Below are 13231 nucleotides of genomic sequence, written 5' to 3' on the forward strand. Positions count from 1 at the left end.
TTGAAGCCTGAAAATAGCCCGCCGAAGGCGGGCTATTTTCAGGCTTCAAAGCCGAGAGTTCGCGCCCGTCGGGCGCGAACTCTCGGCTTTGAAGCTCATAATGAGAATTGCTGCTCGAAAAAGCCCATTATTGCGTGCGCGTCGCGCACGCAATAATGGGCGGTTCGGCTTATCCCGAACTGACGTTAAGTACGGTGGTATGGGACACGAAGCGCCCTATACCACCGTACTTACTCAACGCACTTGAACTATTTCTACAGATGTGTGGATAGGGTGTTGGCAGAGAGGCTCTAAGTGCCCTCTCAGATTTGAAACACGACCGGGTATTCCCACGACCATTTTGGGCATTCTCCTAAAAGATGCCCACAAAATTTTATGGGGCTTCTTCAAAGCTTTACCTGCACCAGGTTAGGTATTTTCTACGCTGTAGATAACCCCTGATCTATTGATGACACTCGTTTACCCCTTGGAGCCTGCCTGATGATTTCACTGGTCAACGGTTTGCTGATGGCGATCGCCCTCCTGCTGATCATCCCCATTGGCATATTTGTGGTGGAGTGTCTGGCCGCACTGTTACCCAATCCCCGTCGTAATCAGCTCTCTGGAGCGGCTCCCTCCATTGCCGTGTTAATGCCTGCCCACGACGAAGCCGCCGTAATCGACACCACCCTAAAAACCCTGCTGCCCCACCTGAAATCCGAGGATCGGTTGGTGGTGGTGGCGGATAATTGCACTGATAATACAGCCGCGATCGCCCGCCAAGCGGGGGCCACTGTTATCGAGCGCTTCGACGCCCAAAACCGAGGGAAAGGTTATGCCCTGGATTTTGGAATGCAACACCTGATGCCCCAACCCCCAGACGTCGTCGTTATCGTTGATGCCGACTGTCGGGTTGAGGGTGATGCCATTGAGCAGATTTCTCGGATGGCTCAAAAAACGGGCCGTCCCGTTCAGGCTATTTATTTGATGGAACTTCCACCCGAGTTCAAGCCCAGTAGTGCCATCTCTGCTCTGGCTTTTACAGTGAAGAATTTGGTACGGCCGCGTGGTATGGATGGGCTGGGGCTCCCCTGTTTGCTGACGGGAACGGGTATGGCTTTCCCCTGGGAACGCATTGCAAACTCTCCCCTGGCTAGTGGCAACATTGTGGAAGACATGCAATTGGGTCTAGATCTGGCGATCGCTGGGCATGCTCCCCTCCTCTGCCGCAGTGCCCGCGTAACTGGTATCCTGCCGCAACAGGATACCGCTGCCCGAAGCCAGCGCACTCGCTGGGAACATGGTCATTTGCAAACTCTCCTCACTCAGGTGCCCCGCCTCACCGCAGAAGGTCTACGCCAGATGCGCTTTGACCTCATCGCTCTGGCATTGGATATGCTAGTGCCCCCCCTCTCGCTGCTGGTCATGGCATGGATTGGCGCAATGGTGGTGTTGGTTGCGGCTACCCTTTTAGGAGCTTCGGTGGGACCAGCGATCGCCCTCGGCCTCAGCGGTGTCATTATGACGGCAACGATTGTTGTGTCCTGGTGGGTATTCGCCCGCAAATCCATTCCCGGTTCCACTCTTCTCAGCATTCCCCTTTATCTGCTGTGGAAAGTGCCCCTCTACATGGCCTTTCTGCTCAAGCGTCAAACCCGTTGGGTCCGCACTGAACGGGATGCGGTTAGTAAATAACCTCAGTTCGGGTTAAGGGCTTTTTCGAGTGCCGCGCTTCGCGCGGCACTCGAAAAAGCCCATTATTGCGTGCGCGTCGCGCACGCAATAATGGGCGGTTCGGCTTATCCCGAACTGACGTTAAATAGCAACGTTATTTCTTTTTGTGTGAGGCTAGATAGCCTCACACAATCTATTAGGACGGGATTTTGAAACCTCAGTTCGGATTAACCTGAGTTCGGGTTAAGGGCGTTTTCAAGTGCCGCGCAACGCGCGGCACTTGAAAACGCTCATTTTGGCGTGCGCGAAGCATACGCCAAAATGAGCACTTCAGCCTATCCCGAACTGAGGTGGATTAAGGGTCTTTTCGAGGAGCGCAGTGCGTCCCTCGAAAAGACCCTATTTTGTGTGCGTCGCGCACGCAAAATAAGCGATTCAGTTTATCCCGAATTGAGGTGTTGAAAAGTCGCGCGGAGCGCTAGAGAGATGGCACATCTTGAGTGATAGGAAAAAATGTGTTGCAGCAGGCTGCTGGGTTAAGGGGAAGATGGATGGTAAAAATCGTGCGTTCATGAGTTGAGGTAACCTCAATCGCCCCGCCTAAATAAGTGACACGTTTCTTGACTAGAGCTAGCCCCAGGCCTGTTCCCCCGTGCTTCCAGGGGTCGCCGTTGGGAATGCGGTAAAACTTCTCAAAAACGCGCTCGAACTCGGTTGTCTGAATTTCTACCCCCGCGTTTATTACGCTGATATGAAGGGTTGAAGTATCGGCGTGAGCTGCGATCGCAATTCCCTCTCCTGGTGGTGTGTACTTGCAGGCATTATTGAATAGTTCCATCAAGATATGTTCCAGATGGGATAGATCAATGGCCACCGTGCCGACCGAATCGGCCACCTGAATTGTCAGAGTTTGGTTTTGTGCTTGAAGACGGGCTGTAAACGCTTCAGACAGATGGGAAAGCCAGGTTTTAAGTTCAATGCATGTAGGCAAGATAGGTTCTGTCTTCGCGTCCAGGCACGAAAATTCCAGCAGGTCATTAATCAAGGCCATCTCGCGATCGCCTTCCATCTCCAGTACTCCCAGATACTGTTGCAGCGCCAGGCTAATATGCTCGGGAAGCTCGGCTTGCTTGAGCAGCAGGTCCATCATTTGCATCGCCATACGAATATTCGCCATGGGCGTGCGCAACTCGTGGGATACCGTGCTAAGAAAATCATCCTTCAACTGATTCAGACGTTCCAACTCCTGCACCTGGCGCTGGGCCGACTGGTAGAGCCGGGCCTGCCGGATGGCGATCGCACACTGGTTGGCAACCTGCTGTGCGACTCGAATCTGCAACTCATCAAAGGTGCGATTGGCAAACGTAGCCAACCTCAATTCCCCAAGCACCCCCTGGTCGTCCAGGATGGGGCAGACCAGCAGCGAAATGCGCCCCCAGATGGGGTGGTATTCGCAGTAGTGCAGATACTGCTCGCACAATAATTGCTGATAGGGAGAGCTGCTTTGAGCCAACGGCATGACCCGATGGCTGATAGAAGAAAAGAAAGTCGTGTACTCGTATTGAGGAATAACTGTATGGGTTGCCAGATCATAGGTAGCGGTCAGGCATGAGCCGACCCCTAGTCCCTGAGCCAGCTCCTGTACTACGCTTTGCAAGATCTGGGATTCGTCCAAGCTATCTCGGACTCGATCTGTAATACGCTTCAGTAAAGCTTCAAAGTCTAATGCTTCTTGAAGTTGGGCCGTGTGGGCTTGTACCTGTTGGGCCAGCTCCGAGTTGAGTTGTTGCACCTGGTCATACAGGTTGGCCTGATGGATGGCGATCGCTACTGACGTAGAAAGCTCTTGCAAAAATTCAATTTCCCAGGCTTGCCACTGGCGAGCTTGGCGACACTGATGCGCCATCACCAAACCCCAGGGATGATCGCCCAGCCAGATAGGTACGGTTACATAAGCCTTAATCTCAAATTGCAGTAGTAGCAGCACATGGTTCTCGGGCAAGTCTGCCTGCTCTAGATCGGCGATCGCTTGCACAGCCCCCGAAGATGCTGTGCTTAAACTCAACAAGGGGGCATACAGGAGCGTATCACTCAAGCTGGAGTAACCCTCCCGCACCTGTTCCACCAGCACCCGGCTGCGGCACGGAGACTCATACTGCAAAATCAGCACACGATCTGCATCAAGGAACTGCTGCACTTCCTCAACAGTGGTTTGTAGAATAACGGGTAAGTTAAGACTGCGGCGAATTCGTTGGCTTACTTTATGGATCAGCGTTTCCCGTGCAATTTGCTTCTGTAGAGCCATTTCGAAGGCTGCTTGTCGGTGCTGCTGCAAATTCTGGATGTGTTGTGACTGCTCGGCTGGCAGGATGAAGGCCGGCTGACACGCCTGCTCTTGATGCGCCACAATAGCCGATAGCATCTGGTTGACGGCTTCATTCAGAGATTCCAGTTCTTGCAATCCAGAGCATTCTTTTAACCGAATATCGAAATTGCCGTGAGTTACTGCCTCAACCAGTTTCAAGATTTCCTGTATCCAACGTCGAACCCATGGCTGAAACCCCAGCTCTAGCAGCAGTATGAGCGCGATCGCCCCTCTCGGAACTAACCCAGATAGCATGGCATTTCCTAAAACCAGGCCATACAGCACCAGAGCCAACACTCGCAGACGGACTTGAGAGGGTCCTCGCTTCATTGTTTTCTTGTATCCCCAACAATTTCAACGCCAGTACAACAGGGCTTGCACACTATTGTTGAGTATGGTGACTGACCCACTCCACAATAATGCTCCGGGTAACAAATAACCTGTACTTGCGTACATATCGCATACGCAAAGGTCGGCGTTTAGAGGTCAGTCAGACGTGTCGACCTTTAAACGCTTGCATCCAAACAAACTCCAGGACGTGCTCTAAAACTCGCTGAGAGGGTCATTTTTGCGTGCGCAAAGTGTACGCAAAAATAGCCTCTAAAGCAGATTCGAGTAAATTTGGATGTAACTCAATGAGGTGGACATACATCGAGCCCAATTCCACTTGTGTCTTTAGTACGCTTCTCTACGGTTGTATAGAAGGGATCCCAAATGCTGTGACGAACGAGCATGAAGAGGAGATCCGTACGCTCTCTCGCCATTTGCAAAACATGGGTGAGCGTTCTATTAGATCCTGAGTATTGACAGTATGTGTGGTAAGTCTCTCCCACCATACGTAACATACCACCCTGTCCAGCAGAGATTTATATAGGTTTTGTATTAGGAAATGAAGATGTTGTATCTAAATTGGATGGTGCATTGTGTACGCAATACACTGTTCAATCCATATAGGCTCAAATGTAGCCTGATATAAAAACGGTATTACAGCCCTTTGCGCTTGAATCAGCCACGGTTGTTTTTGTGAGAGCTGTGCGGAGCACGGCTCTCACAAAAACAACCAGGTTTTAAGCGCTTGAAAAACGCTGTAGAAGAAATTGAGTTTTAGGGCAAAATTGGCAAGCTAATGGTGAAACAGCTTCCTTTCCCAGGTTGACTTTCGAATGTCACATCCCCGGTAAGCAAGTGTAAGTAATAGCGCAGGATGGATAACCCCAATCCAGTGCCAGGGATGTTTCCAATATTTCCGCCCCGGTAAAAGAAATCGAAGAGGCGAGGGGAATCTTCAGCCAAGATGCCGATACCCTGATCGCGAACGTGCAGAATCAGGCGATCGCCCTCCCGCTCCACCTCGACCCAAATGGGAGAATCAGCCGTCGAGTATTTAATTGCATTTGAGAGGAGATGGTGCAAAATTTGCTGCATCATTTCGCTGTCCAGGAGCATGTGCTGTTCTTGAATAGCGAGATGGGATTTGAACTGAATGGGGCGATCGCTTTCCCGGCTGATAGTCCCTAAGGCCTTCTGACAGAGAGCAACAATATCAACGGAGGCTTTTTGCGGGTGCATCGCTGGTTCATCCTGCTGGCGGCGCACCTGCAATACGTCATCCATACGGTTTGTGATGGTACGGATACCTTGATAAACCTGCTCAAAGATTTCTTCTTTCTCTGAGCCTTCCAACTCCAGGTAGCGCAGCAGTTCTACCGCCGATTGGATCTGGGTTAACGGCGTACGAAGCTCATGGGAGAGCATCGTGATGATGCGTGACTTCAGGGCACTTAACTCGCGGGCATGGTTCAACGTTTTAACCACTTCCTGGGCAGCCCGAGCTTGCAAGTCGTATGTGTGTGGTAGAGATCCCCAATCTTCGAGTTCTTCGGGTTCTTTTTTGCTGGGTAGTGGTTGAATAAGGCACCAAAACCCCCCGGTGGTAGCAGGGCGCATCCGCCATTCCTGCAAGGTTTTATCTGTTAGGGTGAGTTGGAGCGATACCGTTGCCTGAGGGTTGTTCATCCACGTTTGGATGTACTGCCATTCGGTTTTGGCCTCTGGGTGTCGTATTGCCAGCTCTGCTAACAGGCTTGAATAGAGCAAATCAATCCTAAGCTCATCAAGCCAGGGCCACATATGAGAGAAGGCTGCGTTGCGCTGCACCAGATGACCGTTGGCGTCAAAGCGGCCTACTGCCGTTTCAATACCATCCAACAGCCAGTCCAGCTCAGACACAGTCATCGGGTTCAATTCAGAATCCGACTCAAATTCCCTCATCCAGACAAAACTCCTTTAGAGGATGTGCTCTATAACGCTCGCATGTCAAAGTGAGTACGGAATGAAATCTTGCTAAGGCGAAGGGACCTGGCTAACCCGTATTTCCAGACGGGTATGTCAACCCCCAGCGCACTCTGGCTCGATTTACCATTTAGAGGGCGTTTTATCCGTCCCGCTAAGCATCAATTTCTCGTGGTCAGTACGAAAAGCCAACGTTTTAAGTACCCTACTTAGACTGCCCTGTTTTACAGCCATTAAATCGCTTGATCGCTGTCCTTCAACTGAATCTTTATTGCTCTTATGGTCGATCGCCCAGTGCCGTATTCTTCAGCAACCAATTCCCATCCCCAGGAAATAACGCAACGGATTCGTGAGATTCCCAGCATGGCGATCGCCTTCCTGAGTGGTCTCCTGATGGCGCTAACCTTAGCACCTGCTGGCTTCTGGGTCTTAGGTTGGGTAGCCCTGGCCCCTCTCTGGGCACTTCTACGTCGTACGCCCCGCCGAATTTGGGCCGTCATTCCACTCTGTGCTGCCTGGGGTGTGGGCTACAACGGATTGGCAATTTCCTGGATTGTCGACCTGCACCCGCTCACCTGGATGGGACTGACTAACTCCGTGAGCCTGGGCGTGACAGCGTTTGCCTGGACTGCGATCGTATTTTGGGGGGTGGTACGGGTAACGTGCTGGGGGCTACTGGTGGCATTGCTCTGGGGCTGGCACGCAACGGGAACAGAATCCCTGGGCTGCATTTTGAACCGATGGTTAGGGGCGATCGCTCTCTGGTGTGCACTAGAGGTTCTCTGGAGTTACACTCCCCTTGACTGGACGACCCTTGCTATTACCCAAAGCCCCCATGATCTATGGATTTTGCATCTGGGGCAGCTCTCCGGGCCAACAGCCGTTTCAGCTTGCCTGGTTGCTATCAATGGTTTAGTGGCAGAGGCCTGGTTACACCCCCAAGCTGGGGTCCGGAAGCCTTTAGTCAATCTGGGTTTGGGCATTTTGCTGGTATCTCATTTAGTAGGGCTGGCATTATTTCTACAACCGGTGCCTCAGGCTCCCGAATCGGAACTAAAAATTGGCATCATCCAGGGCAATATTCCCACTCGGGTCAAACTCTTTGAAGACGGTGTCCAACGTTCCTTTGATGCCTATATCGATGGCTACGAGGCTCTGGTCGATCAGGGTGCGGATGCAGTGCTGACGCCGGAAGGAAGCTTTCCCTGGGCGTGGGTAGATACGCCGAAACGTCAGCAAAATGCCTTCTACCAAACCATTGTTAGTCGAGGGATTCCCGCCTGGGTCGGCTCCTTTGGGCTGGAGGACGGTCACTATAGGCAGACCCTTTTCACCATAAGCGGCGATGGGGAAGTCTACAGCCGCTACAACAAGGTGAAACTGGTGCCGCTAGGAGAATACATCCCGTTTGAGTCGTTACTGGGAGAAGTGATTCAGCGGCTCTCCACCTTAGCTGACTCCATGCGGCCGGGGTCGTTACATCAAGTGGTGGATAGCCCAGTGGGCCGGGCGATCGCCGCTATCTGTTACGACTCCGCTTTCCCGCAAATTTTTCGCAACCAGGCGGCGACAGGCGGCGAATTTATCCTTACGGCCTCCAACAATGACCCCTATGGGTCCGCCATGATGAACCAGCACCATGCTCAGGACGTGATGCGGGCGATCGAAACCAGCCGTTATACTTTGCGTGCCACGAACACGGGCTTCTCTGGCGTCGTCACCCCCCACGGTAGAACCCTCTGGAAATCAGGCTTTCGGACCTATGAGGCGCATCTTGCCACAATTTATAAACAGCAAACTCGCACCCTTTATGTGCAATGGGGGAATTGGTTGACGCCATTCCTGCTTGGGGTCGCTCTGATCGGGTGGCTTCGAGTAAAACGGTAAAACTTAGGAGATTTCTGAGAAACAATATCCCCTTATTTGGAAAAAAGGCGCGGCGAAGCCGCGCCTTTTTTCCAAATAAGGGGGAAGTTCTTATCTGGAAATCTCCTTACAGGTAATGTTCTAGACGAGTGAATGGGGTGTGATGAAAAGGGCAGGAATGTCCCTTCACCACACCCGATCCACATCACTTGATGAGTTCTTCAGGACTTACGCGTCTGTGTTGTGGGTGGGGTGCTTTGCACCCCACCCACAACACAGACGCACTGCATATAGCGGGCTTGCATAAGTCCTATTCTGATGCAGAAATCTTCTAAACCCTACCGTTGTTGCTCGGCTCGGTACGTCCAGAATTGCTGCAAGCCTCCAATTGATTCGACTTCATAAGTGGGTAGCATACTGGCGGGTACGAAGGATTTTACATCTTCGGGAAGCAGTTCCTCAGTTCTTAATTGGGTGCGATACAGGCTGACAACACCAAAGTTCTGCCGTTGGGTATTCTCGGCCACGATCTCTTGCAATTCGGAGTGGTTTTCGGCGACTAGTTCAACGCATTGCTCCTGGAGGTCATTGCCAAACAGGTTAGGGAGATCAGCGCAGAAGCTGTCGTTGAGGTAAGTCACGAGCTTTGCCGTAGCGTACTCGTTGTAGCGTGACTGCTGAGGATTGGTTGCCACCAGGATGGCCCCCACAACACCCAGGGCGATCGCCCCCCCAAAAACTCCGACTTTCCAACCTTTCATGTTGCCTATTACCCCCCACCTCTGGTGGAATTCAAGAACCCCAAACTTTCCTCAGCGTAGCAGGCCAGCAAAATTTTCCAAGAAGGGGGCTGTGATAGATCAAAAAGTGCCACCAATGCTATAATGAGTTTATACGCGGCGAGCGTAGCCAAGTGGTTAAGGCAGTGGATTGTGGTTCCGCCATTCGAGGGTTCGAGTCCCTTCGTTCGCCCTTCCAACTTCTAAAAAACTCCCTGTAGCTTTCTAGCTCAGGGAGTTTTGCTTTGGAAACCAAAAATAAGGCTTGGCTTCTAATAAACTTCAATTTGGGATAAACCAAAGTGCCCTTTGTGTGTGCAGGGTGCATGTCAAAAAGGGCGTTTTCGAAGGGCGCGCAAAGCATGCCCCTCGCAAAGCCGTTAACCCGAACTCAGATTAATAAACCTCAGTTCGGGTTAAGCTGCAGTGCTCATTTTGGCGTGCGCTTTGCGCACACCAAAATGAGCGTTTTCGAGTGCCGCACAACGCGTGGCACTCGAAAACGCCCTTAACCCGAACTCAGGTTAATAAAGACTATGAAAAATTACGGTGAGTATTCAAACTGCTGTGTTTTCCTCCCGTAATTTGACTGACAGAAAAATGGCCCGATCTGCTGAAGATTAAAATAGATCAGCTAGGAGCATTCAGCAATCACCATGCTTGAAGAAGACATTCGCCAACTTCGGGCCATTCTGGGTCGTGTCGTCACCACTGGAAGTGACACACCGCAAACCCGGCCCTACCTGAATCACGCCTATGCAGGGTTAATGGAGGCGCTGACGGCTCTGGAGCAACTTCATGGAACGACCCTACTCCTGCCAACAACCGCTGCTCAGACCGATGTCTGCGAACTAGCTCATTTTGCTTGCCTACAATCGCCGTCAAGCCAGAGCGCATCCCATTAAACAAGAACCTATGCGTTGAGAACTGTTCTGCCTCAATGCAGCATTTTCCGATCTAGCGAGATGGATGTAGGACTTCGTCCTACATCCATCTCGCTAGATCGGAAATGTTTATAGACAGCTCTTAGCGCACAGGTTTTTGATCTATTTAGACAGAAGCTGCATCCGCTAGATGTATGCAGCTTCTGTTTTTGTTATTTGAAAATAGATTGTTTTTTGCGTTTGGCGATCGCTTTTTCCTTAGCCTTCTGCCGCTCCGACTCCACCTCTTTCATCTTCTTCATGATGCGGCTGAAATATTCTTGAAGATATGACTCCAGGGTTGTCAACTCGGCAGGGTTAATGCCGAATACCCGATAGGTTTCCTCCATTGAAGCCGTTAGAGGTTTGCCCGACGCAATCACATCCGTAAAGGCCAGCCGGTCGGCCAAGTTCCAACCCCATTGGAAGAAGCGAGCCGTCGATTCAACTCCACGCAACAAACCTCGGGGCATCCGCCAAATTCTAGCTTCCTGGCCCGATAACCGTTCACAGAGACGAATAATCTCGTAAGCGCCCCAAGCCCGAGTGCCCACGACCGGAAAGGTGCGATTGACCGTTTCGGGTACAGATAGTGCCTGTACAGCAAACTTCGCTAGATCTTGAGTATCCATATAGGCAATGGGTGAGGTATCTCCCATGACCCAGACTGCTTGCCGCTCCAATACGGGAATAGCGTACTGCCCGATCAACCCCTGCAAGAAACCAGCGGTTTGTAGCACGGTGTAGTTTAACCCTGACTCGGCTAAGAATAGCTCTGTGCAGCGCTTGATCTGCATTAGGGGAACATGGGCATATTGGTCAGAATTCAGGATAGAGAAGAAGATATAGCGCTCTACCCCAGCCAGTTTGGCGGCCTGAATCAGGGTAACTTTGCCGTCCCAGTCTACTTCTTTAATGCTGTGAGAATCCGTCGGACGTGTGGTGGCAGCATCGATGACTGCGGTAACCCCTTGCAAAGCGTTCGCTAGCGATTCAGGCTCACACAGATCCCCTGGAATGAGTTCGGCTCCCCATTCTTTCAGGAAGCTAGCTCTACGAAGGCTTCGCACTAAGCATCGAACCGTATGGCCCTCATCTAGTGCGCGCTTTGCAATCTGTCGGCCCAGGGTGCCGGTTGCCCCCACAATGAGTAAAGTCATCCAGGATTCGTCTTCAATCGTTAACTTTTTATAAGATATACCCTACATTCTCTCAGAAATGGGGGCAACCGCTATCAATATCTAAACTTTACCCAAAATCCCTGCCATTCACGGACTGATGTGTTTTTGTTATATTTCCTCGTTATTTTGCCCACACTTGAGGCTGGCTCTGCCATTTAAGCTGTAGTCATTGCTTAGGAGGGCATTTTGTTCCTCGAGGGCTTCCTCTGCTTCACTAGCTGAAAAGACGGTGCCGGGAGGACAGCTTATAAAACTTACTTTTCTCAAGAAGGGGCGACGTGACACACTTGTCCCTTTTTCTAATAAAGATTAAAGAGGGCAAACCTCGACGCCTCGTCGATCTGTCTGCCCTCCCTACGCAAATTCAACTGATCTGATTCAGATCTACTCTTCGCCACCCTGCAACTTGAGCAGCAGGAAGCCAACTCCCAGCCCAATCATGATCAGCAGTGGGGGCAGAATTGCGGCAGTACCCATTTCACCCATGGTTTTTCGTGTCTCCCGTTTGTTGAGCAGTTTTGCAAAATGAGGAATAGCAACGTTGTTTCCAAGTTGGAAGCGATCGCCAGATTCCAATATCCTTTAGATTTTACGGCAGTTCGGTTATGGATTCTTTGATACATCCGGGGTTTGTAGCAAATCCGTTCAACAATGGGCGGCCCAAACTGGCGATCGCCACTGGAGACCCCGCTGGGATTGGCCCTGAAGTTGTGCTCAAAGCCCTGGCTGATCCAATCTTTCGTCAAAACTTTGACTTAACGCTGGTGGGTAATGCGGGTCTTCTGCAACACACTTATGAACAGCTTCGAGATATCTTACCTGCGGATGCTGTCGCAGATCCCTGTGAATTGAATTATCTAGATGTCTCTCTAGAATCTGCATTAATTCAAGATGTTGAAGTTGGCCGAGGGAATGCTGCCAGTGGAGAAGCGAGCTTTCGGGCCCTGGAGGTTGCGATCGCCAACACTTTGCAGGGTCACTTTCAAGGCATCGTTACTGCCCCTATTGCCAAATCAGCCTGGAAAGCAGCGGGTCACCATTATCCTGGCCAAACTGAGCTACTGGCTGAAAAAGCAGGGGTAGAACGCTTCGGCATGATGTTTGTAGGGCGATCGCCCCATACCGGCTGGACATTGCGAGCCCTACTTGCTACAACTCATATTCCCCTGCGCCAGGTCCCTGAGGCACTTCACCCGGATGGGCTGACCCGAAAGCTGGATTTGCTGGTGCAAACACTGCAATTAGACTTTGGATTACCGACGCCTCGCATTGCTGTAGCCGGCCTCAATCCCCACAGCGGCGAGGAGGGGCAACTGGGCCATGAGGAACAGAAGTGGCTTATTCCCTGGATACGGGAAATGAGCGATCGCTATCCCCAGATTCAACTCGATGGTCCCATTCCTCCCGATACCCTTTGGGTAAAACCCGGTCAAGCCTGGTTTGGGCATGGAGATGTCCAGACTCATGATGCTTATCTGGCGTTATATCACGACCAGGGTTTGATCCCGGTGAAATTAATGGCATTTGACCGTGCTGTCAATACCACCATCGGGCTACCGTTCATCCGCACCTCCCCAGACCATGGAACGGCATTTGATATTGCAGGTCGAGGAATTGCTGACCCAAGCAGCCTAAAAGCATCTATCCATCTGGCAGCAGAGCTTGTCCAGGCTCGTTGTCAAAAATATCTGTCTCAGGGAGTACAAGCAAAACCACACTAATGTCAGTTTTTCCTGACATTTTAACAGAACGTAATGGCAAAACTCGGTACTTGGCGTGACAATGGACAGTGATCCGTATAGGGAAATACCAAATCTCCACAAACGGTAAACAATTTGTAAGATTTAATTGAGTCTTGTTACGAAGTATTTCAATTTTTTACACCCATTCATTGCGTTAGCAGAGGGTCATCATGCTGAAATCTATCCAGTATTCTATGGAACTCTTACAAGACGAGGCGCGCCACCTGGTACACCAGGGCATTGTAAGCCGCCAACAACCTATTTATGTCCTCTGCAAATACATTCCCGCTCGGGAGTGGGCTCATGTGGAATGTGAGCTTGAGCGTTGCGACTTCCTGTTGCGCGATCGCATTGGCGATTTGCTGGGGCGAGAAGATTGGGAAAATGACTAAGTTGTTCGAATGAAGCGAGGGATACCCTCGCTTCATTC

Annotated in this window: 10 protein-coding genes and 1 tRNA gene; 6 read left to right on the forward strand and 5 right to left on the reverse strand. The window is 51.2% G+C overall.

All coding sequences use genetic code 11. The features are described 5' to 3' along the window. Positions 1 to 480: 480 nt before the first annotated feature. Complete coding sequence (locus H6F91_RS13290; protein ID WP_190789379.1) at positions 481 to 1674, forward strand: glycosyltransferase family 2 protein; 1194 nt, start codon at positions 481 to 483, stop codon at positions 1672 to 1674. A 457-nt stretch (positions 1675 to 2131) separates the two neighbouring features. On the opposite strand, the gene H6F91_RS13295 is transcribed toward H6F91_RS13290, so the two are convergent. Next, positions 2132 to 4348, reverse strand: coding sequence for a GAF domain-containing sensor histidine kinase (locus H6F91_RS13295; protein ID WP_190772425.1), 2217 nt, complete (start codon positions 4346 to 4348; stop codon positions 2132 to 2134). A 774-nt stretch (positions 4349 to 5122) separates the two neighbouring features. Continuing rightward, complete coding sequence (locus H6F91_RS13300; RefSeq protein WP_206754938.1) at positions 5123 to 6289, reverse strand: HAMP domain-containing sensor histidine kinase; 1167 nt, start codon at positions 6287 to 6289, stop codon at positions 5123 to 5125. A gap of 300 nt (positions 6290 to 6589) precedes the next feature. Here H6F91_RS13300 and lnt point away from each other — a divergent pair, with 300 nt between their 5' ends. After that, positions 6590 to 8197, forward strand: coding sequence for an apolipoprotein N-acyltransferase (gene lnt / locus H6F91_RS13305; RefSeq protein ID WP_190772427.1), 1608 nt, complete (start codon positions 6590 to 6592; stop codon positions 8195 to 8197). 317 nt (positions 8198 to 8514) lie between these two features. On the opposite strand, the gene H6F91_RS13310 is transcribed toward lnt, so the two are convergent. After that, entirely contained in the window at positions 8515 to 8937 is a 423-nt protein-coding gene (locus tag H6F91_RS13310) for a DUF4359 domain-containing protein (protein ID WP_190772428.1), read from the reverse strand. Between the two features lie 138 nt (positions 8938 to 9075). On the opposite strand from H6F91_RS13310, the gene H6F91_RS13315 reads away from it, so the two are divergent. Together H6F91_RS13315 and H6F91_RS13320 are read left to right on the forward strand one after the other, a co-directional pair. Next, positions 9076 to 9148, forward strand: a tRNA-His gene (locus H6F91_RS13315). 463 nt (positions 9149 to 9611) lie between these two features. Further along, complete coding sequence (locus H6F91_RS13320; RefSeq protein WP_190772429.1) at positions 9612 to 9860, forward strand: hypothetical protein; 249 nt, start codon at positions 9612 to 9614, stop codon at positions 9858 to 9860. 191 nt (positions 9861 to 10051) lie between these two features. Here the strand turns inward: H6F91_RS13320 and H6F91_RS13325 are convergent, their stop codons facing one another. Together H6F91_RS13325 and H6F91_RS13330 are read right to left on the reverse strand one after the other, a co-directional pair. Continuing rightward, on the reverse strand, positions 10052 to 11038 hold the full coding sequence (locus H6F91_RS13325) for an SDR family oxidoreductase (RefSeq protein WP_190772430.1): 987 nt from the start codon (positions 11036 to 11038) through the stop codon (positions 10052 to 10054). A gap of 405 nt (positions 11039 to 11443) precedes the next feature. Beyond that, positions 11444 to 11545, reverse strand: a complete 102-nt coding sequence (locus H6F91_RS13330; protein WP_190772473.1) for a PetM family cytochrome b6-f complex subunit 7 — start codon at positions 11543 to 11545, stop codon at positions 11444 to 11446. A gap of 119 nt (positions 11546 to 11664) precedes the next feature. On the opposite strand from H6F91_RS13330, the gene pdxA reads away from it, so the two are divergent. Both pdxA and H6F91_RS13340 read left to right on the forward strand, forming a co-directional pair. Beyond that, positions 11665 to 12780, forward strand: a complete 1116-nt coding sequence (pdxA, locus tag H6F91_RS13335; protein ID WP_190772431.1) for a 4-hydroxythreonine-4-phosphate dehydrogenase PdxA — start codon at positions 11665 to 11667, stop codon at positions 12778 to 12780. Between the two features lie 191 nt (positions 12781 to 12971). After that, positions 12972 to 13193: a DUF4327 family protein gene (locus tag H6F91_RS13340; RefSeq protein ID WP_190772432.1), complete on the forward strand. Its 222-nt coding sequence runs from the start codon at positions 12972 to 12974 to the stop codon at positions 13191 to 13193. The last annotated feature ends 38 nt before the right edge of the window (positions 13194 to 13231 follow it).

The sequence above is a fragment of the Leptolyngbya sp. FACHB-8 genome (assembly GCF_014695575.1).
Classification (GTDB): domain Bacteria; phylum Cyanobacteriota; class Cyanobacteriia; order Elainellales; family Elainellaceae; genus Vacuolonema.